The 23269-nt window shown below is 64.1% G+C and carries 18 protein-coding genes; 8 read left to right on the top strand and 10 right to left on the bottom strand.

From position 1 onward, the window contains the following. Window positions 1-2: 2 nt before the first annotated feature. Entirely contained in the window at window positions 3-2108 is a 2106-nt protein-coding gene (locus tag AC0L2J_RS24985) for a S9 family peptidase (protein WP_473394834.1), read from the bottom strand. Window positions 2109-2294: 186 nt separating this feature from the next. Here AC0L2J_RS24985 and AC0L2J_RS24990 point away from each other — a divergent pair, with 186 nt between their 5' ends. Together AC0L2J_RS24990 and AC0L2J_RS24995 are read left to right on the top strand one after the other, a co-directional pair. After that, complete coding sequence (locus tag AC0L2J_RS24990) at window positions 2295-3731, top strand: MBOAT family O-acyltransferase (protein ID WP_007604430.1); 1437 nt, start codon at window positions 2295-2297, stop codon at window positions 3729-3731. Further along, entirely contained in the window at window positions 3731-4843 is a 1113-nt protein-coding gene (locus AC0L2J_RS24995) for a hypothetical protein (protein ID WP_473394835.1), read from the top strand. The genes AC0L2J_RS24990 and AC0L2J_RS24995 overlap by 1 nt, the downstream gene beginning before the upstream one ends. A gap of 108 nt (window positions 4844-4951) precedes the next feature. On the opposite strand, the gene AC0L2J_RS25000 is transcribed toward AC0L2J_RS24995, so the two are convergent. The 3 genes from AC0L2J_RS25000 to AC0L2J_RS25010 form a co-directional block, all read right to left on the bottom strand. Beyond that, on the bottom strand, window positions 4952-6139 hold the full coding sequence (locus tag AC0L2J_RS25000; RefSeq protein ID WP_473394836.1) for a pyridoxal-phosphate-dependent aminotransferase family protein: 1188 nt from the start codon (window positions 6137-6139) through the stop codon (window positions 4952-4954). 107 nt (window positions 6140-6246) lie between these two features. Continuing rightward, window positions 6247-6987 (bottom strand): thermonuclease family protein, encoded by a 741-nt coding sequence (locus AC0L2J_RS25005; protein WP_007604433.1) that lies wholly within the window; start codon window positions 6985-6987, stop codon window positions 6247-6249. Window positions 6988-7199: 212 nt separating this feature from the next. After that, the gene (locus AC0L2J_RS25010; RefSeq protein ID WP_473394837.1) at window positions 7200-8927 is read right to left on the bottom strand and encodes a hypothetical protein; all 1728 of its coding nucleotides are present in this window, start codon (window positions 8925-8927) and stop codon (window positions 7200-7202) included. Window positions 8928-9351: 424 nt separating this feature from the next. Here AC0L2J_RS25010 and AC0L2J_RS25015 point away from each other — a divergent pair, with 424 nt between their 5' ends. Next, window positions 9352-10200, top strand: coding sequence for a caspase family protein (locus tag AC0L2J_RS25015; protein WP_473251338.1), 849 nt, complete (start codon window positions 9352-9354; stop codon window positions 10198-10200). 166 nt (window positions 10201-10366) lie between these two features. Here AC0L2J_RS25015 and AC0L2J_RS25020 read toward each other — a convergent pair whose 3' ends face one another. The 3 genes from AC0L2J_RS25020 to AC0L2J_RS25030 form a co-directional block, all read right to left on the bottom strand. Beyond that, entirely contained in the window at window positions 10367-11254 is an 888-nt protein-coding gene (locus tag AC0L2J_RS25020; RefSeq protein WP_473394838.1) for an efflux RND transporter periplasmic adaptor subunit, read from the bottom strand. Between the two features lie 322 nt (window positions 11255-11576). Next, window positions 11577-12701: a lactonase family protein gene (locus AC0L2J_RS25025; RefSeq protein WP_473394839.1), complete on the bottom strand. Its 1125-nt coding sequence runs from the start codon at window positions 12699-12701 to the stop codon at window positions 11577-11579. A gap of 121 nt (window positions 12702-12822) precedes the next feature. Then, window positions 12823-12975 carry a hypothetical protein gene (locus AC0L2J_RS25030; RefSeq protein ID WP_179950111.1) on the bottom strand — a complete coding sequence of 51 codons (153 nt, stop codon included), beginning with the start codon at window positions 12973-12975 and terminating at the stop codon, window positions 12823-12825. A 117-nt stretch (window positions 12976-13092) separates the two neighbouring features. Here AC0L2J_RS25030 and AC0L2J_RS25035 point away from each other — a divergent pair, with 117 nt between their 5' ends. After that, window positions 13093-13269: a hypothetical protein gene (locus AC0L2J_RS25035; RefSeq protein WP_157233960.1), complete on the top strand. Its 177-nt coding sequence runs from the start codon at window positions 13093-13095 to the stop codon at window positions 13267-13269. 96 nt (window positions 13270-13365) lie between these two features. After that, window positions 13366-13488 (top strand): hypothetical protein, encoded by a 123-nt coding sequence (locus AC0L2J_RS25040; protein ID WP_007604441.1) that lies wholly within the window; start codon window positions 13366-13368, stop codon window positions 13486-13488. Between the two features lie 60 nt (window positions 13489-13548). Here the strand turns inward: AC0L2J_RS25040 and AC0L2J_RS25045 are convergent, their stop codons facing one another. The 3 genes from AC0L2J_RS25045 to AC0L2J_RS25055 all read right to left on the bottom strand — a co-directional run bounded on the left by AC0L2J_RS25045 (window position 13549) and on the right by AC0L2J_RS25055 (window position 17630). After that, window positions 13549-13860, bottom strand: coding sequence for a hypothetical protein (locus tag AC0L2J_RS25045; RefSeq protein ID WP_050992532.1), 312 nt, complete (start codon window positions 13858-13860; stop codon window positions 13549-13551). Window positions 13861-14124: 264 nt separating this feature from the next. Beyond that, on the bottom strand, window positions 14125-16788 hold the full coding sequence (locus tag AC0L2J_RS25050; RefSeq protein WP_007604443.1) for a bifunctional diguanylate cyclase/phosphodiesterase: 2664 nt from the start codon (window positions 16786-16788) through the stop codon (window positions 14125-14127). Window positions 16789-16928: 140 nt separating this feature from the next. After that, window positions 16929-17630 (bottom strand): TolB-like translocation protein, encoded by a 702-nt coding sequence (locus AC0L2J_RS25055; protein ID WP_473394840.1) that lies wholly within the window; start codon window positions 17628-17630, stop codon window positions 16929-16931. Window positions 17631-17813: 183 nt separating this feature from the next. Here AC0L2J_RS25055 and AC0L2J_RS25060 point away from each other — a divergent pair, with 183 nt between their 5' ends. From AC0L2J_RS25060 to AC0L2J_RS25070, 3 genes are all read left to right on the top strand, one after another. Beyond that, window positions 17814-18857 (top strand): LysM peptidoglycan-binding domain-containing protein, encoded by a 1044-nt coding sequence (locus tag AC0L2J_RS25060; RefSeq protein ID WP_473394841.1) that lies wholly within the window; start codon window positions 17814-17816, stop codon window positions 18855-18857. Between the two features lie 284 nt (window positions 18858-19141). Beyond that, window positions 19142-20431 carry a Spy/CpxP family protein refolding chaperone gene (locus AC0L2J_RS25065; protein ID WP_473394842.1) on the top strand — a complete coding sequence of 430 codons (1290 nt, stop codon included), beginning with the start codon at window positions 19142-19144 and terminating at the stop codon, window positions 20429-20431. A 111-nt stretch (window positions 20432-20542) separates the two neighbouring features. Continuing rightward, window positions 20543-23269, top strand: coding sequence for a class I SAM-dependent DNA methyltransferase (locus AC0L2J_RS25070; protein WP_473394843.1), 2727 nt, complete (start codon window positions 20543-20545; stop codon window positions 23267-23269).

The raw sequence follows: 23269 nt of genomic DNA on the forward strand, positions 1-23269 counted from the left end.
GCCTACACCCCCGCCTCCGCCATCCCCGCAGCCCACAGCGCGAACGCATACACGATCGCTACTTCATCCAGCCGGTTGAAGCGTCCCGAGGCGCCGCCGTGGCCGGCGCCCATGTTGGTCCGGAGCAACACCGGTCCGCCGCCACTCATGGTCGCCCGCAGGCGCGCGATCCATTTGGCGGGCTCCCAGTACGTGACGCGCGGATCTGTCAATCCGCCCATCGCCAGGATCGCGGGATAGTCTTTCGCGGCGACATTGTCGTAGGGCGAATACGACAGGATGGTGCGGAAATCCTTCTCGCTTTCGATCGGGTTGCCCCATTCCGGCCATTCCGGCGGCGTCAGCGGCAGCGTGTCGTCGAGCATGGTGTTGAGCACGTCGACGAACGGCACTTCGGCGACGATGCCGGCGAACAATTCGCCGGCGCGGTTGGCGACCGCGCCCATCAGCATGCCACCGGCCGAGCCACCATGGCCGACGATGCGTTTCGCACTGGTGTACTTCGCATCGATCAGCGCGCGGGCGCTGGCCGAGAAATCGTCGAACGAGTTCGTCTTCTTCTCGCGCTTGCCGTCGAGATACCAGCCCCAGCCCTTGTCGGCGCCGCCGCGGATATGGGCGATGGCATAGACGAAGCCGCGATCGACCAGCGACAGCCGGTTGGCGCTGAACGAAGCCGGCATCGCCATGCCGTAGGAGCCGTAGCCGTAGAGCAGCAGCGGCGCCGCGCCGTCCAGCGTGAGCCCGCGGCGATGGAGGATCGACACCGGCACCTCTGCGCCGTCCTGCGCCTTCGCCATGATCCGCGTGGTGACGTAGTCGGCCGCATTGTGGCCGGACGGAATCTCCTGCCGCTTGCGCAGGGTGCGCGTCCGCTTGACCATGTCGTAATCATAGACTTCCGACGGCGTCGTCATCGACGAATAGGCGAAACGCAAATTCGTCGTCTCGAATTCATAGGAGCCCATCGTATCCAGCGAATAGGCCGCCTCGTCGAACGCGATGGCGTGCTCCTCCTTGGTCGCGAGGTCGCGGATCACGATGGACGGCAGCGCATTGGCGCGCTCCAACCGCACCATGTGGCCGGCATAGAGATCGAGGTCGATGATGTAGATGCCCGGGCGATACGGGATCAGATCGCGCCAGTTCTTGCGCTCGGGGGAAGCGAGCGGCGCGGTGACGATCTTGAAGTCGATCGCGTCGTCGGCGTTGGTGAGGATGAACAGTTCGTCGCCACGGTCGGCGAGCGAATATTGCACGCCTTCCTCGCGCGCCGCGACGAGGCGCGGTGGTGCCTCGGGATGGGCGAGATCGATCAGCCGCTGCTCAGAGGTCTCGTGGTCGCCGCCCGCGATCACGCAGAAGCGGCCGCTGGTGCTCTCGTGCAGATGGGTGAACCAGCCGGAATCCTGCTCTTCGTAAACCAGCGTGTCGTCGGCCTGCCCGGTGCCGAGCTTGTGCCGCCACACCTGCATCGGGCGATGATTGTCGTCGAGCTTCACGTAGAAGAACGACGTGGCGTCCTTGCTCCAGACCACGCCGCCGTCGGTCTCCTCGACGACGTCGTCAAGGTCGTTTCCGGTCGCCCAGTCGCGCACGCGGATGGAGAAATACTCCGAGCCTTTGGTGTCGGCGCTCCAGGCCTGCAGCCTGTGGTCGTTCGAGTGCCGGCTGCCGCCGAATTTGAAATAGGTATGGTCCTTGGCGAGCGCGTCGCCGTCGAGCACGATGTGGCCTTCGCCGCCATCGCGCGGCATGCGGCCGAACAGCTCGTGCTGACCGCCTTCGCGAAACTTGCGGAAATAGGCGAAGGGACCATCCGGCGACGGCACGCTGGAATCGTCCTCCTTGATCCGCCCTCGCATCTCGCGCACCAGCGTCTTCTGGAGGGCTGCGGTATGGCCGAGCAGGCTCTCGGTGTAGCCATTTTCTGCGTCGAGATATTTGCGGATGTCGGGATCGAGCACCGCGGGGTCGCGCAGCACCTCCTGCCATTTCTCGTCCTTCAACCAGGCATAGTCATCGGTCACGGTGATCCCATGCCGCGTGAATGAATGCGGCCGGCGCGGCGCGACGGGAGGCTGGGAAGGTGTTTTGGCTTGTGTCACTCGATCCTCACTCAGATGCGCCGGCGTTCTTTCAGCTCTCCCCGCAGGCGGGAAAGGGAGAAAGATGTGTCCCACCTTATATCGTCCCGATTTCATGAATTGCCAGCGCCACTGCGCCAGTCGCCGGGTTGTTGATCGGTCCCTTCTATGCTTTAGGCTTCCTATCCCCGCCGCCGGTCCAGCCTGATGCTGTTCAATTCCTATCCGTTCATCCTGCTGTTCCTGCCGGCCGCGCTGGCGGGCTATTTCTGGCTGGGGCGGCGCAGCAATCTGGCCCCGGTGATCTGGCTGGCGGCGGCCTCGCTCGCCTTCTATGCCATCGGCAATTGGCAATTCGTGGCCCTGTTGCTGATCTCGATCGCCTTCAACTATGGCATTGGCCATCTCCTCATCGTGGCGAAGCTTGCTCCGTCGCAGCGAAAGGCCGCACTTGCCCTCGGCGTCGCCGGCGATCTCCTGGTGCTCGGCGTCTTCAAATATGCCGGCTTCGTCGCGGAGAACGTCAATGCGTTGACCGGCACGCATTTCGCGGTCCACATCCTGCTGCCGGTCGGCATCTCCTTCTACACCTTTACCCAGATCGCGTTCCTAGTTGACGCCTGGCGCGGGCAGGTCGCGGCCTACGCGCTGCCGCACTACGCGCTGTTCGTGACCTACTTTCCGCATCTGATCGCGGGGCCGATCCTTCACCACAAGGACATGATCCCGCAATTCGAACGGGAGGAAACCAAGCACCCGCATGCGCATCTGATCCTGTGCGGAATCATCATCTTCGCAATCGGCCTGTTCAAGAAGACATGCCTCGCCGACGGCATCCAGCCGCTCGTCGCGCTCGCCTTCGAGGCGCGCGCGCCGAGTTTTGATCAGGCCTGGCTCGGTGCACTCGCCTACACCTTTCAGCTCTATTTCGACTTCTCCGGCTATTCCGACATGGCGATCGGGATATCGCTGATGTTCGGCATCTTCTTACCCGTAAATTTCAACTCGCCCTACAAGGCGAGCAGCATCGTGGAGTTCTGGCGGCGCTGGCACATGACGCTGTCGCACTTCCTGCGCGACTATCTCTACATTCCGCTCGGAGGTAACCGTCGCGGCCGCGTGCTCCGTTATGTCAATTTGATGCTGACGATGCTGCTTGGCGGGCTCTGGCACGGCGCGGCCTGGACATTCGTCGTCTGGGGCGCACTGCATGGCGCCTATCTCTGCATCAATCACGCCTTCAACGCGCTGGTGCCGAATGTTCCGAAGTTGCTCGCGCGCCCAACGCGCGTCGCCGGGGCCGTGCTGACATTCCTCGCCGTCGTTGTCGCCTGGGTATTCTTCCGTGCCGAACGGGTCGATTGGGCGCTGCGGATTCTGAATGCCATGGCCGATCCCTCCAACATCGTGTTCGGGCGCGAGGAGATTGCGGCGTCGGTGATGGTCGCAATTTATGCCGCGCTGGTGTGGCTGGCACCGAACACGCAAGGTATCATGGGGTACGACCACGCCAATCGCCGGGTCGGCGAAGGCCTGATGGCCGGACGGATGCGGCCGCTGGTCCTCTATGGTGCGTCGCTGGTGCTTGCGTTCGGGATTTTGGGCATCCAGAGCCACAGCGAATTCATCTATTTCCGGTTCTGATGCGAGGCGCGTTCACACATCCAGGGCGTCTTCTCCTCGCGAGCATCGCGTGCGTGCTCGGCGCGGCTGCGCTCACCTATGTCATCGATCCCCTGCAACTGTTTCGCCCCTCGCGCCTCGTCGCGCCGTTCTATTCCGATGACACGCGCGTGCAGAATGCCGGTCTGATCCGCAGCCAGTCGTTCGACACCGCCTTCATGGGCACCTCGCTGGCGATCCATTTCCGCCAGAGCGACATCGACCATGCGCTTGGCGTGCACTCGCTCAAGCTGGCGATGACCGGATCCAATTCGCGCCAGCAGGGTTTTGTGCTCGAGCAGGCCATCGATCGCGGCGCAAAGCGCGTGATCTGGCAGATGGATGATTTCATCTTTGTCGATGCGGCCGACATCGAGACCGATCCTTATCTCTCTGCTGATCTCTATCGCGGGACGGCCAAGGGCATCGCGTCGTATCTGTTCAGCGCGGCGATGGCGAAGGAATCCCTGTTCGCATTGCTCCGGTCGGTTCCGCCGCTGCGGCAGCCGCTGACCCGGGCCGCGCCTTTTCTGCCCGTCAAGTTTGCGCTGTCCGATGTCGACGACATCTATGCGCTGCCGCGGGATGTCGACGTCGCGCGCGCCTATAATGCGAAAAGGACGCTCGCGGCCTTCGCCTATATCACCGATCCCGTACGCAGCCGCTTTCTCGGCGAAGGCTATGGTTACGAGGCCATGGTGCGGCATTTCGAGCGTGACGCCGCCGGCCTGATTGCGCGCCATCCTGACGTGACCTTCGACATCTACTTCCCGCCCTATTCGATCCTGCAATTCGTCGCGATGCGCGACGCTTCGCCTGCGACGTTGAAGATCGTCACCGACCTCACGGCTGTCATTGCGCAGCGCCTGACGCAGCTTCCCAATGTGCGCCTGTACGATTTCCGGGCGATCAAGGACGTGACGCACGATTTCGACAATTATGGCGACGTCATCCACCATTCGCCGGTGGTGGATGCGATGGTGCTGTCGTGGCTGGCGCGCGGGGAATATCGTGTCGACCCGAAGGCGCCACTTGCGGCGCTGAATGAACTGAGGGCGCAGGTCGAGGCTTATCGCGTGCCGCCGCTGCCGTAGCCCGCATGAGCGAAGCGACATGCGGGAACTCACGCAAGAATCCCGGGTGTCGCTTCGCTCACCCGGGCTACTAGATTGCTCCCGCAAGGGGAGAAGGAAAAAAGACGCCTACACCGCCACCTCTTCGCCGAGATACGCGACCGCTGCCTCAAGCCCGCCCTTGCCGTGCGGGATCTTCAGCGCGTTCAGCCCGACCTCGATCACCCCCAACGTGCCGAGCAGCATCGGGGCGTTGACGTGGCCCATATGGGCGATGCGGAAGGCTTGTCCCGAGAGATCACCGATGCCGGTGCCGAGCACCACGCCGCACTTCTCCTTGCAATAGCGTTGCAGGATTGCCGGATCGTGGCCGTTGCTCATGGTCACCGTGGTCACGGTGTTGGAACGTTCGCTGGCTTCCGCGATGTTGAAGCCGAGCACCTGGCCTTCCGACCACGCGCCGACGGCGCGTCGCGCGGCTTCGCCGAGCAGGCTGTGGCGGCGGAAGGCGTTCTCCAGCCCCTCCTCGTGCAGCAGGTCGATCGCCTGGCGCAGCGCGAACAGCAGATGCACCGGCGCGGTGCCGGCATATTTGCGATAATGCTCGCTGCCTTCGCGCTCGCTCCAGCTCCAATAGGGCGTGCTCATGTTGGCGGTCTTCTGGACCTCGAGCGCACGCGCGTTGGCCGCGACAAAGCCGAGGCCGGGCGGCGTCATCAGGCCCTTTTGTGAGCCCGACATCGCGACGTCGATGCCCCATTTGTCCATCTCGAACGGCATGCAGCCGAGCGAGGCGACGGTGTCGACCATGTACAGCGCCGGGTGGCCGCTTGCCTTGATCGCCTTGCCGATCGCCTCGATGTCGTTCTGCACGCCTGAGGCCGTGTCGACCTGGACGACGACAACGGCCTTGATCGTATGCTCCTTGTCGCGGCGCAGGCGCTCCTCGACCTCGTGCGGCCGCACCGCGCGGCGCCAGTCGCCCTTGAGCACCTCGACATCGGCACCCATCAGGGAAGCCGCATTGCCCCAGCCGATCGCGAACCGCCCGCTTTCGAGCACCAGCACCTTGTCGCCGCGCGACAGCACGTTGCTCAGCGCCGCTTCCCAGGCGCCGTGTCCGTTGGCGATGTAGATGTAGGACTTGCCCTTGGTGGCAAACAGTTTCGAGATGTCGCTGAGCAGGCTCTCGGTCAGATCGGTCATCTGCTTGGAGTAGATGTCGATCGCCGGACGATGCATCGCCCGCAGCACCTCGTCGGGCATATTGGTGGGCCCGGGAATGGCCAGAAATTCCCGGCCCGCGCGAACGGTCATTGCTGTTGGTCCTTGTTGCCTGAGAACAGGATGGTGGGTCGCTGATTCACACTTTTACGCGGCGCTGCGGTGCAAGAAAAGGCCGGAAAACGCAGGTCTGAACTGGGCTATCTCTTAGTCTCGCGGCAGCCCGCATCTTCGGCTTCCTCCACCGAGCAGAACCAGCGCGTGCCCTTGCTGATCTTCATCTTGATCTGCGCATACCAGCGGCTGGTCGGCCGGTGATAGATGCACTCGCCGGCGGTGTTGACGTTGCCCTTGATGGTGCAGTCCGGCGAGGGCGCGATGGGCCCCGACGCCGAAGCGAGCAGGATCGCATGCGCGCCGTCGGGCGGCTTGGTGGCGCCGAGGATGGTGGTCTTCTTGTTGCGCACGCGCCAGTCCCAGGGCGCGATGAAGGCGCCCTGCCACATGCCGGCCTTGGCCTCCCGCGCGGCCTTCTCGTCCGCCTCGTAGTCGTGCGACATGCGGGTGTAGGCCAGCGCCCAGCCTGTGCGCACCAGCCATTTCTGGATATCTTCGCCGCCGACGTCGCAGCGCGCCACGGTGCGGCCGCGCCGGTCGATCGACCTCGCATGGCAGACCCAGCTCTTGCCGTCGGCGTATTTGGCAAGCTCGTCGCGGGCCGCGATGCCGCAGGTCCAGCGCTCGCCCTTGTTGTTGAGGCAGAGCTGGTCGACCGCGGGCGCGTCGATGCCGCCGAGCCTGATCCGCGTGTTGCCGATCACCACGGCGTCGCCGGCGCGAACCTTCGCGGTGCCGGTGATGTCGGCGGCCTCAGCCGGCGACAGCAAGCCGGGCAAGGACAAGCCAAGCAATGACAGCGCAATCAGGAATTTTCGCAACATGCCGGTCCGCGTGTGATGAAAATTGCGATAGACCTCGCAATTGTGGTCGGCTTTTGTCCGCCCGGCCAGCTTATGCCTGGCAGTTGGGCTTTCAACTTACTGTCATCGGACGAAGTTTAGTAGGGGTGGGTTAGCCGAAGGCGTAACCCACCTCTTTCGTCTCCACGGCGGCAGAAGTGGTGGGTTACGCTTCGCTTACCCACCCTACGAACCTATCCCCGCGACATCGCCCGCTTGGCCACCGCCAGCCCCATCAGCACGAACGCCGACGTGACCTCCGGACCGCCGACCAAAATCCGCGTCGGCGTCTTCATCTTGTTCCATTCATAGGCGCGGAACGGGCCGCGGCGGCCGCCTTCGCCGAGGCTCGCGATGATCACGTTCAGCGCCGGCGCAAAGGCGCGCGGGTCGGCGCCGAGATGGCCGAGCGCGATCAGCGCGAGCGCTGCGTCGAACACGTTCATCTCGGCGGCCATCAGCTCGCCCTTGACGTAAGACAGCACGCGGTGGCGGATGAAATCGAAATCGCCGTCGGGATCGATGATCGCCTGCGCCGCCAGCGGCAGCGCCAGGAAGGCGGCGTAGCAGCGGCCGAAATAGGCGCTGTAGAGCTCCGGCAGATAATAGATGTGCGAGCGCGGATTGGCGAAGGCGCCGCTCGCCGCCAGCCGCTTCTGGAAGCCGAGGATGCGATGCACGGTGGCAAGCCGCGCCGGCGTCTCCAATACTTTCCAGCGCGCGAGGTTGCGAAAGCTGACCTCGAGAATGTCGAGATTGAGCGTCGGATCGAGATCGTTGCCGTAGGGCCGCTCGCCCTTGAGGTTATCGATCCAGGTCGCAACCCCGCCCTCATAGTCGATATTGTCGTTGAGCGGCACGGTCACGCGCGGCTCGTTGACGCCCGCGCGCACCTGATAGCCGGCATAGAAATCCAGCAGCGGCTGGTCGAGGATCGGATCGGTGCAGCCGGCCTGCGTCGCCGCGGAGATCGAGCACGCCGTGGTGTCGCAATCCGGCACGTAGACGCCGAAACCGAGATCCTGCTTGATCTGGGCGAAGTAGCGCGAGAAGCGCGGATGCGGTGCAGGCGCGAGCGCGGTGATGACGTTGAACCGCGCGCCGTCGATGCCCTCGACCTCTTCGCGGCTGATGTTGACGCAGAAATCGACCATGTCCGCGACCGCGCGCTCCGCCGCCATCTTGTCGGCGGACGAGGCGAGGCCGCTCTCGACGTAACTCAACAGCGCCTCGATGAAGAACGCGTCGTAATAGGCCGAGCGGTGGCGGATCTGCACCGGCTCCCACATCGGTTCGGCAATCCCTCGCCAGGGCGGATTGACGACGGCGCGCGCCGGCGTTCGCGCGATGAAGACACGGGCGAGGTTGAACAGCAGCGAGGAGTTCTTGTAGCCGCGCGCGTTGAGACCCGTGAGCGCCATGGTCAGTTCGCGGCCGCGGAAATCGGGATCGCCGATCAGGTTGAACGCGGCGTAGGTCGGCAGAAAGCCATTTTTTCGGTACGAGCCCAGCAGATGCTGCGCACAGTCGCGGATCACGGCGTCGATCTGCGATTGTTGCGGCATGGCGCCGGTGAACATGGCCGGCGGCGGCTTGGGATGATCCAGCGCGATGCTGTCGACGAGATCGGCAACGGGCTGGCCGACCGCCGCCCAATCGGGCTCGGCCTCGTCGCGGGCGCGAACCAGCGCCTGGCGCAGCCGGGCCAGTTTGCCTTCGTCGCGCAGCTCGGGCAGTCCGGCCCGGCGGAGCAGCACCCGCAATGCGGGATTGCCGAGCGCGGTCTTGTAGAACTTGGCCAGATGCGGATCGCCGCTGGCCGCAACGGACAGTACGGGATCGCAGACGTCGTAAAGCGAGGGGCCGTCCTTCCGCGCCGTCAGCGCCCGGCAGGCGGCGCCGGCAAAATATTGAAAGCTCATGAAATACCTGGTCGCGGGAATTGGCCGGGGGGCCGGCCGGCACGCTCCCAGCCGCGCGCCACCCCCTGCAAGTCGTTGAAAAAGCTACCCGGATTCGCAGGAAATACAAATGTGATGGCAGTCACAGAAAAAGCCGGCACGAAGCCTGCATAATTGGGCTCCGGTAGGTTACGGGGACGCAAAAAAATCACACTTTGGGCGGTGCAAATTAACTCATGTTTCCAGAGGCTTAGATCAAATTTTCGGCGATCTATTGCCGGGGAGGCGATATCCGGTTAAGGCTTTGTTTGGTGCGGCGCCGCAAATTGCGCGCAATTCGGGGGCACACCCCCGGCCAATCCCTCAAACCCAAAGACGCTATCGCGCTACTCAAACAGTGTGCGCGTGCTTGGCTGGTCTTTGGCACTGACAGGAATGACGCGAGATGAATGTAACGCAGCTCGACATTTCCCGACGCACGATCGCGGTGGCCGCAGCCCTCATCGGCACGGTGTCGCTCGTGATCGGCGCCCATGCTGCCCTCAACATGCGGGCGCTCGATGCCGCCAAGGCCATTTCGACCGACCAGGTCACCGGCTCGATCGGCCAGGCCTCGCGTCTCGCCCTCGTCATCGGCAATGGGCACTACCCCGACGCCAACGCGCCGCTGACCCAGTCGATCAACGACGCCCGTGCGCTGTCCTCGTCGCTGCGCAAGAACGGTTTTGACGTCGACATGGTGGAAGACGCGACCAAGGACGACATGGTCCGCGCCGTCAATCGCCTGAAGTCCCGGATCAAGCGCGACACGGTCGTCATGCTGTTCTTCGGCGGCTACGGCGTGCAGGCCGGCCGCGAGAGCTACATGCTGCCGGTCGATGCCGCGATCTGGAAGGAAAACGACGTCCGCCGTCAGGGCGTCTCCATCGAGGGCGTGCTCGACATGATGAAGGAGCAGGGCGCCAAGGCCAAGCTCGTCGTGGTCGACGCCTCTCGCCGCAATCCCTATGAGCGCCGCTTCCGCTCCTACAGCCACGGCCTCGCGCCGATCAGCGCGACCGACAATGCGCTGATCCTCTCCTCGGCTTCGCCGGGCAAGGTCGTCGACGACGGCAAGGGCGAGCACAGCGTACTGGTCAGCGAGTTCCTCAACAACCTCAATGCGCAGGGCAGCGCCGAGAGCGTCTTCAACAAGACCCGCGTTGCGATCTCCCGCGCCAGCGAAGGCGACCAGGTCCCGTCCGTCTCCTCCTCGCTGCTCGAGGACGTCCATTTCGGCGAAGCCGGCGGCTAGCTTTCTTAGGTTCTGCGAAGTCTCGTGCCCCGGACGCGGCGCATCATGCAATGATGCGACGCTGAGCCGGGGCCCAGTTTTTTAGGTTGTCGCTTGGACGGGAGATGGGTCCCGGCTCTGCGCGGCAGCGTTACACGCTGCAGCGCGTCCGGGACACGAGCCAACCCTACTTCGCCGCTTCCGCGGCCATCACGGTGCGCACCGGATCGCCTTCGCGCAGCAGCGCGCCGGCGCGGGCGACGACGATGTCGCCTTCGTTGAGGCCGTCGCGAATCTCGATATTTCCGCCCGACATCAGTCCGACCTCGACGCGCTTGGTCTCGACGCGGTTGCGGCGGATCACCTGAACGACGGTGCCGGCGGAGGAATACTGCACCGAGGTCAGCGGCACCGCGACATTGCAGCTCTGCCCGGACTTGATCAGCGCGCGACCGCTCGCATTCAGCAACAGGCGTTTCTGCGCGGAGATGCCGATATAGACCATGCCCTGCTGGATGTTCGGCTCGACCGTCGGGCCGATGCGGCGCACCTTGCCGTCGATATCGCCGGCGCCGGCGATGCGCACGCTCGCCACCTGGTTGACCGCGAGCTTGCGCATATCGCTGGTCGCGACGAGGGCGACCAGATCGTACTCGCTGCGCGCCACGATCGTGAACAGCGCCTCGCCCTTGGCGGAGGCGAGGTTGCCGATCTGCGCGGTCGACGTTGCGATCACGCCTGCCACGGGGGCGGTGACCTGAAGCGTGCCGCCCTCGGGCAGTGCCAGCCGCGCCAGCACCTGGCCTGCGGTGGTGGTGTCGCCGGCTTCCGCCAGCACCTCCGTCACCTTCAGGCCGGGTCGCTCCGGCCGCAGCGAGCTTGCCTCGCGCGCGATGATGGTGCCGGTGCCCTCGACGATGTCGGAGAAACAGGATTTTGCGACCTTCAGCACCGTGACCGCCGGGCCCTTGGGCGCGTCGTCATCGGCGGCGGCAGCGGGCTGGGCCGACAGCAACAGCAGTCCGGTGAGCGCAACGAGATGTCTGGAAACAGGACGCGCAGGCAATGAACGCATGGGTCATTCCGGTTGGGGCCTTGACGGCCTCATCGTTAGCAGAAGCGATCGCGGCGGACCATGGGCCGGCCGAATGAGAATGCCGCAGCCGCACGGGCGGCGTGATGCCGCCCGTTGAATTAGTCTACGGGCCGGCGCCAAGGTTCGCTGTCTCCCTCCGTCCCTGCGGCCATCCTTCGAGACGCCCGCCTGCGGCGGGCCCTCAGGATGAGGTCGTGCTTCGCGGCGAGATGTCAGACCCTCATGGTGAGGAGCCCGCCAAAGCGGGCGTCTCGAACCATGCAGGCCGAACTCATCCCCCAGCCTCCAAAGGGGAGCAATCTCACGGCAGGCTCAAGAACTCCACCCAGTTCGGCTTCTTGCCGGTGGCGTAGGATTTCAGCTTGGCGAGCGCGCCGCTGCTCTGGTCGATGGCATAGACCGTCATGCTGTCGGAGAGTTCGCCGACGGCGGCGAGGTAGCGCCCGCCGGGATCGATGTGGAAGCCGCGTGGCTGCTTCTCGGTCGGCACGCTGCCGATCGTGGTCAGCTTGCCGCTGGTTGCATCGACCTTGTAGGCGGTGAGAGTGCTGGTGGTGCGCTCGGAGGCGTAGAGGAAATGGCCGTCGGGAGTGATGTGAATGTCGGCGGCCCAGGGCTTTCCGCCAAATCCTTCGGGCAAGGCGCTGGTGCGCTGGATCTCGTCCCATGCGCCGCTCTTCGCCTCATAGGCGAACGCCGCGACGTCGCCGTTCAGCTCGTGGAGGAGATAGACGAACTTGCCGTTGGGGTGGAACACGAAATGCCGCGGCCCCGATTTCTCCGGCACCTTGTGAGCCGGCGGATCGCTCGGCGTGAGCGTGCCGGTCGTGGCGTCGAACGCGAAGGCCAGGATCTGGTCGGAGCCGAGATTGGTCGCGAACGCGAAGCGGTTGTCGGGCGAGGGCAGGAAGGCGTGCGCGTTCAGCCCGGTCGGGATCACCTGCTTCGGCTCGCCCGCGACGCCGTTGGCGAGCAGCGGATTCAGCGCGACCTTGTTGCCGCCATAGGAGGCGCTGAACAGGAATTTGCCGCCGCGGTCGATGGCGATGTTGGCCATGCTGTCGGCGAGCGGGCCGTTGCCGATATGGCTGAGCTGGCCGGTCTTGGGATCGATCGCAAAGCTCACCGCGAGAAACGGCTGCGAGCGGACCCCGGCGATCAGCACGCGATGATCGGGCGTGATCGCGAGCGGCGTCGAGGAGCCGGGCTTTTCGACGCCGGTGAAGGCGGCCGTCTGCACGGGCGTCATCTCGCCGCTCTCGGCCATCTTGAACACGCTGATGTCGTTGCTGTCGGCGTTGCCGACATAGGCGAAGGTCTCGGCCATGCCGGCGCGGACTCCAGAAATGAGAGTGAGGAAAGCAAGCGTGGTGGCGATCGCGGCGCGGGGTACGCCGGATCTGTTACGTCGGGTCGGTCTCAACATGGGGTCCTCCTGGATGCCGGTGCGGCATTTGTCGTTTTGCCGGCGAGGATAGCGGCAGCCGCCCCGCTGCACCAAATTCCAATTGGGATCGATCGATGCCGAAATGGTATCGGTGGGAGACCTACCGTATCGCCGCTGTGCGGGAGGGCAGATGGGGCCCGGGCGGGGTGTGGGGCGGCCCGAGCACGGTCCACACGGTGACCGCGAGCAGCGCGCAGGTCAGGATCGTCCAGGCGACGAGTGGTTTCCGCATCAGGCCGAATCCGTCAGTCATATGAATGAGAATGCTCCCGGAGGCGGGCCTGGCGATCGTGCACTGCAAATCGCGGCGATCCTATGAACTCGTTCACAGGCGAACCGAACCAATGCCGCGCGAGCGCATTGAACCGGCATGCCCCGTGAAAACGATCTTGAAGGTAAGCCCGACATGGGCGGCAAGCATGGCGGTCAGGCCGGCCAGCCCAAGTCGCCGCCGCGCCCGCGTCAGGGCGAGCGCGATGAGGACGTCGTGGCAAAGCGCCACACCGGCCAAACCGATCCCGACTCCGCGCCGACCAAACCAAAATAGCACCTCGCCCGCGCCGCCCGCGCACCGGGAACGGCAGCCTCGCCTTGCCGTTACCCTGATCCCGCGGGCGGAGCAGATCGAAACGGAGGCTGGCACGTGTTTTGGATTTATTGGGACACCGCCTGGTCGCTGATCATCAGCGGCATCATGTTCGCCACCATCGTCGCGCATCCCGACGCCGAGTTCGTCGAGATCCACGCGGCCAACCAGTCGAAGTGACCCGCAACTCCGATCAGCCGCCCATGCTGCGCCGCGCCCTGGACACCGGAATTCATAATCTCAGGTCATGCTGCCGGGCATGAAGCAGCGGATCATGGCGCGGCCGTTGATGTAATACGGCCAGACCATGGTGCGGCCGGCGCGGTTCGGCTCGGTGATGACCGTGTCGTCGGGCACCTCGATCCAGTCGCCCAGAAGTCGGACGCGATAATGTCCGTTGCTGGTGTCCCAGTCGACATCGTCCAGCGCCGTGCCGTCGGCGTCGGCACAGCAGGGGCCGCCGCCCTTGCTGCGCAGACTCTCGAACCAGCCCTTGAGGGGAGAGTTCGCGTAGCGACCGTCGTCGCGGGCCTGCACGGATGGGCCGATCATGGCGGCAACCGCTACAAGAGCAACCAACCGGGAAATCGAGTTTGGCATATCGCTTGGCTCATGTTTTACGCACGCGCGAACGCGCGGGCAAAATGGCTTGCCACGCGCGTGATGCATGCTGCCTGGTGCTCGCCGGCCGGAGTTCCAGCCGTCGAGCAGAGCGATAATCGCGAGCCGTGAGGTTTGATCCTATTTTCTTGGGACACGAATTCAGGTGGCGCGACCACTGATCGTCACCATGGCATCGCGGCGAAGGAGCCGGCCTCAGGCCGCCACTGCCTGTGCCAGCAACAGCTGCTTCAGTTTCGCCGCCGGCACCGCAGGGCTGAACAGCCAGCCCTGCATCTGGCTGCATCCGAGCTGGAGCAGCACCGCGCGCTGGGCTTCGGTCTCGACGCCTTCCGCGGTCGTCGCCATGTGGCGGGCGGCGGCCATGTGCACCACCGCCTGCACGATCGGCGAGGAATCTTCCGACTGACCGATGTCGCTGATGAAGCTGCGGTCGATCTTGATCTTGTCGAACGGGAAGCGATGCAAATAGCTCAGCGACGAATAGCCGGTGCCGAAATCGTCGAGCGCGATGCGCACCCCGAGTTCGCGCAGCTGCTGCAGGATCGTCAGCGCCTCCTGGTCGTCGCGGATCAGGACGGTCTCGGTGATCTCGAGCTCGAGCCGTCCGGGCGCGAGACCCGACTCGGCGAGGGCGGCTGCGACCTTCAGCGCCAATGTTCGCGAGCGGAACTGCACCGGTGAGACGTTGACCGCGATGTTGATCTGGCCGGGCCAACTGGCGGCCTCGAGGCAGGCCTGCCTCAGCACCCATTCGCCGATCTCGCCGATCAATCCGGTCTCTTCCGCAACCGGGATGAAATCGGCGGGCGACACCATGCCGCGCTCCGGATGGTGCCAGCGCAGCAGGGCTTCGCAGCCGGTGACGACATTGGCCGCGAGATCGACCAGGGGCTGGTAGTGCACCTCGAACTCGCCGCGGGCCAGCGCCTGCCGCAGATCGGACTCGAGCTGGCGGCGCAGCCGCGCCTTGGCGTCGTATTCGGGCGAGAAAACGCGGAAGGTGCGGCGGCCCTCGGATTTCGCTGCATACATTGCGAGATCGGCGCGCTTGAGCAGATCGTCGAGATTGTCGCCGTGGTCGGGTGCGATCGCAATGCCGATGCTGGCATCGGTCGGGATTTCCTGGCCGTTGCAGTCCACGGGCGCGCGCAGTGCTTTCAGGATTTGTTCGGCGAGGGCCGTCAGCTCGGCCTCGTCGCGTGTGCCGGCCTTGACGATGGCGAATTCGTCGCCGCCCAACCGTGCGACCATGTCGTTGCCGCTGATGCAGGCGCGCAGGCGGTTCGCGATCTGGCGCAGCAGCTCGTCGCCGACCTCGTGTCCCAGCGAATCGTTGACGCCCTTGAACTCGTCGACGTCGATATAGAGGATCGCGAACGGCTTGCCTTGGGCAAGCTCCGCGACGCGCCGCTCCAGATGGCCGCGCATCAGCACGCGGTTGGGCAGGTCGGTCAGCGCGTCGTAATGCGCCATATGGGCGATGCGCTCGTCGGCGCGGATGCGCTCGGTGACGTCGTCATGGGTCGCGAGCCAGCCGCCGGCGGCACCGGGTTGATTCTTGATCTCGATCAGGCGGCCATCGGAGGTCTCGACGATCGTGCTCTGCGTCTGCCCGGCATTGCCCAAGATGCCGTCGCAATAGGAATCGACGTCGCCGTGGAACGAACCCGTGTCGTGGCGATGCTGGATCACGTCGCGGAAATATGCGCCGGGCTTCACAACGTCGGCCGACAGTCCGTACATCTCGATGTAGCGCCGGTTGCAGACGATCAGCCGCTCGTCCCGGTCGAACATCAGGAGACCCTGCGTCATCGTGTTCATCGCGGTGTCGAGCTGGTGCTTCTCCACGGCGAGCCGGCGGGTCATCTGGCGGAAGATCAAATACAGCGTGAGCACGAGCAGGCCGATCGACAGCACGGCGACGGCCACGAAGAACTTGGTTTGCGTGTGCCATGTCGCCAGCGTCGCATCCAGCGACTTGGTCGCGACCACGACCAGCGGCTCGCCGGTCAGGAGGCGTGCGGCGACGATGCGATCCTTGCCGTCGATCGGGCTTGCGAGCTGCATCGTGACGAAGGTGCGCTCGAACACCGCCATCTGCTCGGGCCTGCCGTTGCGGAAATTCTGCCCGATCAGCGCCTCCACATGCGGAACGCGCGCGAGCAACTGGCCGTTCTGGTGGTGCATCGCGATCGAGGATTCCTCGCCGAGCCCGCTCGAGGCGAAGAAGGATTCGAGCTGGTCGGGCGTGATCGCACGCGAGACCAGCCCGAGGAATTCGCCGTGAGGACCGGAGACGCGGCGCGCGAACACGATCGCCGGTCCGCTGCCCAACCGTCCGGGCACCACCTCGACCTCCTCCTGCGAAGCCGGATCGTTCTTGAGGCGATTGAAATAGCCGCGGTCGGCGACCGAGACATCGGCGACCGGCCAGCGCCGCGACGAGTTGATCAGCACGCCCCTGGCATCGAACACGTTGGCGCCGGCGACGTCCGACCAGCCGCTGGCCTTGGCGCGCAGCACCTCGTGCACGGCGAGCGTGCCCATCTCGCTACGGAAGACGTCGGCGGATTCGATGCCGTGGCTTTCGAGTTCGGCGATGATGCTCTTCTGCAGCACCGCGAAGTCCTCGAACTCGCGGTCGAAATGGCGGGCAAGCAACCGGACCGCGCTCTCCAGGCTGTCGCGGCCGCTTTCGATCGCGTTCTGCCGGAAGCGGTCGACAGTGAGCGCGGTGCCGATCGCCATTGCGGCCATCAGCACGAAGCCCCCTGCGATCAGCCATGTCAGCGGCGCGCCGCGCCAACGGCGCAGCAACGCGCGCATGCGCGCGCTCCATCGGATCGATGTGCCCATGCAGCCCTCCCGTGGGATGCAAGATGCGGCAAAACCGACAAGACCCCGTTACCAGTAAGGGTTAGGAAAACATGAATCGGAACGGAATCAGAGGGTTGGTTCCCTCGCTTGTCTGAAGGCGCGGTGGGCCCATGGTTCCCTCAGCGTCGGATTTCCCATCGCAACGCTTCCGCATTGGTCTTGGCGAACATCGCCGGCACGTCGAAGGTCCCGGTCTTGAGATCATAGCGGCAGCGCCAGTCGGCCAATCCCTTCACGGCGACGTTCTTCGGATGCTTGTCCATTTCGCCAGACAGCGAGATCACGAGGTATCGGTTGTCCGGCCAGTGCACGCCGAGCCCGCGATAGGCCTCTTCGGTGCCTTTCACGAGATTGGCCGAGATGTGGTAATCGAGCTTCATCTTCCCGGTGTCCGGCCGGCTGTGGAAATAGGCCCAGGCCAGATCGCTGAACGAGGTCTTCGTCGCGGTGACAAAGGCGCCCTGCTCGACATGGTAGAGATAGAGGTCCTGCTCACCGGAGCCGGTCTTCTGCATCCGGACCAGCCACTGTGAGTCGGGCGTGAAGCGGAAGCCGGCCCCGTAGCCCTGCTCGGGCTTCAGCTCCGTCATCTGTTCGCCGCGCCTCGCCCAGGCCTGCCATTTGACTTCGAAATCTCCGCCGTCCTTCATGTACTGCTCAATCCTGGTGGCGCCGTCGGGTGAGGTGAAGGCGAGATCGGCATTGTCGGTGAGGATGTAATCCGGCGGCGGGCCGGAAGCGGCGAGCCCTGGTGTTGCGGCCAGTGTCAGGGCAAGCACCAACCCAACGGGCCATTGTGCGGGACGGCAAAACGCGTTCACGGGACAATTCCTCAAGAAAAATGCCGCGATGCGGCCTTGAGCATTTGACACCGGCGGGGGTGCGCCGGTTCATCCCCGTGCCGGCTCATCATCCTATCGACCGTCTTGCTGCCGTGGCCAAAACGGCGCAACTTGCCGGCTAGATTGATTTGCAAGGTTCTTCCTGATCAAGGTTCGTTTCCGATGGTGACCGCATCCAAGGCCTTCATTGCATTCTGTCTGCTCGCGATGGGCGGCACCGTGCTGGTGGTCGGCCCCACCGAGCTGCGTCGCCTGCTGCCGATGGGGGCGAAGACCGACACCGTGGTCGCCGCCAAGCCGGAGGCCAAGGTCGAACAGAAGGTCGATGCCAAAGTCGAACCCAAACCGGAACTCAAGCCGGAAGAGCCCAAGCTAGCCTCAAACGCGCCGCCGGCGCCGGCCGCGTCCCCTGCCCCTGAAACGAAGACGGGTGCGCTGGCCGAGAGCCAAAAGCAGGTCACTGCCGCGCTTGCCGATCTCGCACCGGTCAAGCCGCCGCCGGCGGTTGCCGATACCGGCCCCCGTTTCGATGTCGCGCGCGTCGACGATCACGGCGAGGCGGCGGTGATCGCGGGCCAGGCGACGCCGGGCGCCAAGGTCGAGCTGTTGCGCGACGGCAAGCCGCTCGACAGTGTGGTGGCGGATGCCTCGGGCCAGTTCGTAATGACGCCGCCGCAGCTTCCCGCCGGTTCCTATGAGCTGACCCTGCGGGCGAAATCGCCTGACGGCACCGTCACGCAATCCGGCCGCAACATGCCGGTGGTGATCGCCGAAGCCGCACCGCCGCCCGCGCGCCCTGCACCGGTCGCGCGGCAAGAGGCGAAACAGGAGACCAAACAAGAGGCCAAGCCCGAGAAGCCCGACGACAAGTCGGATGTCGTGGCATCGGTATCGGACAGGCCCGCGGCCCGGCCGAGATTGATGGGGGCACCGAAACCCAAGGGCACATCAGGAGGCATGGCACGGGCTCCCGCGGCCACGACCGTCGCGTCGGCCTCGCCGGCCGAAATCGTCGGCGGTGCACCGGCGGAAACAGGCGGCAGCCGGGTGATCTCCCGCGGCGACAGCCTGTGGGCGCTGAGCCGGCTCGCTTACGGCGACGGCGCCCGCTTTGCCGTGATCTACAACGCCAATCGCGCCAAGATCCACAATCCGAATCTGATCTATCCCGGCCAGACCTTCGTGGTGCCGCAGAAGGCCGAGTGAAGGCGGCGCTTCGCCGCGGCTCCTGCGGCCATCCTTCGAGACGCCCGCCTGCGGCGGCATTTCAACGCAGATGGATGCAGCTCAGCCTCATCCTGAGGAGGCCGCGAAGCGGTCGTCTCGAAGGACGAGGCGCTCGCTCAGGCGCCGCCGAGACGTCCTAAGAAAATACCGCGACGCTTTGCCCTGTGCGCTTCCGGAACATTTGGTTCCCTCGCGCGTCATGGTGATGCGACGCGATGCGCGCTTGGCGGCGGAGGAGGGCCAAGGTGGACAGGTCAGTGGTCATGTCGAGATCACGCTTGGGGCTCAAGCCAAGGCTGGGGCCGGCGCTAACGGGCGCAACCCTCGTGATTCTGGCAGCGCTCTTGCCAGGTCGCGCCGAGGCGCAGTTCGGATTGCGCGGCGGCCCGCTCGGTGTCGCGCGCTTTGCCGTCGGCCACATGATCGGCATGTCGCGCTTGCGCCATGCCCGGATGGCGGTGCGGGGCGGCCGATACCGCTCCGCAGCGTTGAGGTCGCAAGATCCCCGCGGTGTTGAACGAGGGCAGCCTGCCAATCCTTACGTCATGCGTGCGGCGCTTACGGCGCAAGCTGCGCTGTCGGGATGGCATGGCGGCCGCCGTCCGCAGGGCTGGTGGCGCCACCCCGACGGCAGCTATGGCTGGGTCGGCCCGGTGTTCTGGCCATTCGCGCATGACGATCTCACCACCGCGATCATTCTCGGCGATACGACCAGCCTCTCGCTCTACGGCTATGGCGACATCTATGCCGCGATCTTCGCGCCCTATGCGGCCACCGAGCTTGCCGCCTACACCACGCCGCACGGCCGGCGCGGACGGCGAGTCCCGACCGCGGAGACGGTCTGCGATGCCAGCGACACCGGCGGCCTGCCGGTCGATCGCATCGCCGCTGCCGTGCAGCCGAACGAATTGCAGCGCACAGCGCTCGACGAGCTCGCCACCACCTGGCTGTCCGCGCGCGACGCCATCCGCGCGGCCTGTCCAACGCAGGTCCCCGCGACGGCCATGGAGCGCCTCGGCCTGATGCGCGAGCGCATCGAGGCCATGATCAAGGCTACGGACGCCGTCGCACCGCCGCTGGCCAAATTCGTCGATCTCCTCGACGACGACCAGAAGGCCAAGCTCGACAGCCTGGCCAAGGAGCGCCGCGCCGCGCTTGCCGCGATCCAGCAAAAGAATCCCCAGGCGGCATCGGCCTGCCAGGCGGACAGCGATCCCCGCTACGACGAGAAGCTGCAGCGCCAATACGAGCAGCTCGTGCAGCAGCAATGGCCCGCGGCCGAGATCGCCTCCACCCTCAAGCTCGACGACACCGCCCGCGCCCGCCTCGACGTGCTCCAGGACACCACGCTGCGCGCCATGGAAACGCTCAGCGCCTGTCCCTCACAGGCCGCACCGACACCGCAGGCCCGCCTCACCGCCGTGAAGACGCGGCTGGAGACGATGCTGCAAGCCGTGAACGGCGTGAGTGACGCGCTCGACGATTTCGAGGCGGATCTGAGCGACGAGCAGAAGGCGGGGTTGGAGGCGATGGGGCCGAAGCGGGGGGTGTGAGGGGGCGCACGCCGCCGTGCCTTCCCTTTCCATGAGCCCCTCTTGAGGGAGTTGCCACGGCCCGCCTTCTGAGGCACTCCTGTGCCCGGATATCCGCCGGGCCAGGGACTTATGAACGCCGTTGAAATTGAAGAGGCCATCTCCGCGCTGGCCGAACAAGCCTTTGACGCCGCAGAGTTCCCCTTCGCTTTCCTCCAAGCCTTCGGAAACAAGGAGACGACGCTCAAGCGTCTGCGCAGGGGCGAGACCAACAAGTCCGATCTGGGCGGCGTGCTTCAGACCAGCAACATCCACATCGCCGTTGCTCCGTCCGGCGAGGTTACGAAAACCCTTGCTGCGCTGAAAGCCAGCCCGGCGACGACCAGGGCCAAGGCAAAATTGGTTCTCGCGACCGATGGCGAGACGTTCGAGGCCGAGGATCTCGCGAGCGGCGAGACGGTCGCATGCGCCTACACCGAGTTTCCCGATCATTTCGGCTTCTTCCTCCCGCTGGCCGGCATCACCACCGTCAAGCAGGTCCGCGAAAATTCGTTCGACATCCGCGCCACCGGCCGTCTCAACCGGCTCTATGTCGAGCTTCTGAAGACCAACCCGGAATGGGGCACGTCCGAGCGCCGCCACGACATGAACCATTTCATGGCGCGGCTGATCTTCTGCTTCTTCGCCGAGAGCACCGACATCTTCAACGGCGACGATCTGTTCACGGCGACGGTCACGCAGATGAGCGATGCGACCAATCCGCACGAGGTGATCGGCGCCGCGTTCCGGGCGATGAATACGGCCATCGCGGACCGGCCGGCCGCAAGCCTGCCGCGGTGGGCCGATGCCTTCCCCTATGTCAACGGCGGCCTGTTTTCCGGCAGCCTCGACGTGCCGCGTTTCAGCCGGATCGCGCGCTCCTATCTGCTTCACATCGGCAGTCTGGATTGGCGGAAGATCAACCCTGACATCTTCGGCTCGATGATCCAGGCGGTCGCGGAGGACGAGGAGCGCGGCGCGCTCGGTATGCACTACACCAGCGTGCCGAACATCTTGAAGGTGCTCAACCCGCTATTCCTGGACGATCTGCGCGAGCGGCTGGCGGAAGCCGAGGACAATTCCCGCAAGCTCCTGAATCTTCGCAATCGCATGTCGCGAATCCGGGTGTTCGACCCCGCCTGCGGCTCGGGGAATTTCCTCGTCATCGCCTACAAGGAAATGCGCGCGATCGAGGCCGAGATCAACAAGCGTCGCGGCGAACCAGAGCGGCGGACCGAAATTCCACTAACGAATTTTCGTGGCATCGAGCTGCGCGACTTTCCGGCCGAGATAGCACGGTTGGCACTAATCATCGCTGAATATCAGTGCGATGTGCTCTATCGCGGTCAGAAGGAGGCCCTTCAAGATTTCCTGCCGCTTGATGCTGAAAACTGGATCACGCGCGGAAATGCCCTGAGATTGGACTGGTTGGGCATTTGCCCACCAACCGGGTCTTGGGTGAAGCAGCATGCTGATGATCTCTTTTGCACTCCACTCGATCAGGCGAAGATCGATTTTGAGAACGAAGGCGGTGAGACGTATGTTTGCGGGAATCCACCTTACATAGGTGGAAAGAAGCAAAATCCATCCCAGAAGCAGGACATGAAGGCGATCTTTGCCGGGGAAGAGAAATACAAAAATTTGGATTATATCTGCGGCTTCATTGTTAAAGCGTGCGCCTTTCTCAATCACGCGACAAAGGCTGCTCTCGTCACCACGAATTCCATAGCTCAAGGAACGCATGTCCCGGTCCTTTGGCCGATTATTTTTCGCCTCGGTTGCCACGCCGAGTTTGCGTACGAGACCTTCAAATGGGCGAATAACGCTCAGCGCAACGCAGGGGTGTCGTGTACAATAGTTGGACTCAGCAAGAACGAGGGTCGCGCAAAATATCTTTTTAGCGAGTCGGCCCGGCGTCAGGTTCTCAACATAAACCCGTATTTGGTCGAGGGAGCGAACATTATCGTTGACAGCAAGGCTTCCAACGATAACTCGCTGTCCTCCATGATAACAGGAAACGCCGCCTATGACGGCGGACACCTATTTCTTACAGTCGAAGACGCTCGCGCAATGGTGGAGCGTATTCCCGAAACTAAGCCGCTTCTGCGCCTCGTTTCGGGTACGAGCGAGTTCGTGGACGGAATTACAAGATACTGCCTTTGGCTTGACGACGGAAGTTTGCCAATCGCGAGGAGTGTCCCGGAAATATCAGCTCGAATTGACAAGGTGCTGGAATATCGGATTGGCGGCGGCGAAGTGGCTTCCAGCCTAACTAAGCGCCCACATCAATTTCGGTATCGAAACGTTTGCCGATATAGCCAAATACTCGTTCCTCAAGTTTCTTCCGAAAGAAGAGAATATTTGCCGGTTGGATTCTTGAATAGGGAATTCATCATTACTCATCTTGCCCACGCCATATATGACCCGACGCTGGTTGACTTCGCTGTGCTTGCATCGAAGCTGCATCTCGTATGGATTTCGACCATATGCGGCAAATTGGAGACTCGCATTCGGTACTCCAGCAATCTCGGCTGGAACACCTTTCCGGTTCCTGCACTCAGCGAGAAAAACCAAGCTGATTTGGCCCGCTGCGCCGAAGACATCCTCTTGGCGCGGGAGGCCCATTTTCCTGCAACGATCGCTGAACTCTACAACCCCGAAAAAATGCCCGCCGATCTCCGCGAGGCGCATGACCGCAACGATGAGGTGCTTGAGCGCATCTATATCGGCCGCCGTTTTCGCAACGACACCGAACGGCTGGAAAAGCTGTTCGAGCTTTACACCAAGAGCCTGACCAAGAAGACGTTGCAGGAGGCCTGA

Source organism: Bradyrhizobium sp. MV1.5 (assembly GCF_055807615.1).

Coding starts and splice junctions, on each gene's coding strand:
- AC0L2J_RS25065 (WP_473394842.1), top strand. CDS start 19,142: ATGTCGAGATCACGCTTGGGGCTCAAGCCAAGGCTGGGGCCGGCGCTA.
- AC0L2J_RS25020 (WP_473394838.1), bottom strand. CDS start 11,254: ATGCGTTCATTGCCTGCGCGTCCTGTTTCCAGACATCTCGTTGCGCTC.
- AC0L2J_RS25015 (WP_473251338.1), top strand. CDS start 9,352: ATGAATGTAACGCAGCTCGACATTTCCCGACGCACGATCGCGGTGGCC.
- AC0L2J_RS25030 (WP_179950111.1), bottom strand. CDS start 12,975: ATGACTGACGGATTCGGCCTGATGCGGAAACCACTCGTCGCCTGGACG.
- AC0L2J_RS25060 (WP_473394841.1), top strand. CDS start 17,814: ATGGTGACCGCATCCAAGGCCTTCATTGCATTCTGTCTGCTCGCGATG.
- AC0L2J_RS24990 (WP_007604430.1), top strand. CDS start 2,295: ATGCTGTTCAATTCCTATCCGTTCATCCTGCTGTTCCTGCCGGCCGCG.
- AC0L2J_RS25000 (WP_473394836.1), bottom strand. CDS start 6,139: ATGACCGTTCGCGCGGGCCGGGAATTTCTGGCCATTCCCGGGCCCACC.
- AC0L2J_RS25025 (WP_473394839.1), bottom strand. CDS start 12,701: ATGTTGAGACCGACCCGACGTAACAGATCCGGCGTACCCCGCGCCGCG.
- AC0L2J_RS25050 (WP_007604443.1), bottom strand. CDS start 16,788: ATGGGCACATCGATCCGATGGAGCGCGCGCATGCGCGCGTTGCTGCGC.
- AC0L2J_RS25045 (WP_050992532.1), bottom strand. CDS start 13,860: ATGATCGGCCCATCCGTGCAGGCCCGCGACGACGGTCGCTACGCGAAC.
- AC0L2J_RS25005 (WP_007604433.1), bottom strand. CDS start 6,987: ATGTTGCGAAAATTCCTGATTGCGCTGTCATTGCTTGGCTTGTCCTTG.
- AC0L2J_RS24995 (WP_473394835.1), top strand. CDS start 3,731: ATGCGAGGCGCGTTCACACATCCAGGGCGTCTTCTCCTCGCGAGCATC.
- AC0L2J_RS25070 (WP_473394843.1), top strand. CDS start 20,543: ATGAACGCCGTTGAAATTGAAGAGGCCATCTCCGCGCTGGCCGAACAA.
- AC0L2J_RS25035 (WP_157233960.1), top strand. CDS start 13,093: ATGCCCCGTGAAAACGATCTTGAAGGTAAGCCCGACATGGGCGGCAAG.
- AC0L2J_RS25010 (WP_473394837.1), bottom strand. CDS start 8,927: ATGAGCTTTCAATATTTTGCCGGCGCCGCCTGCCGGGCGCTGACGGCG.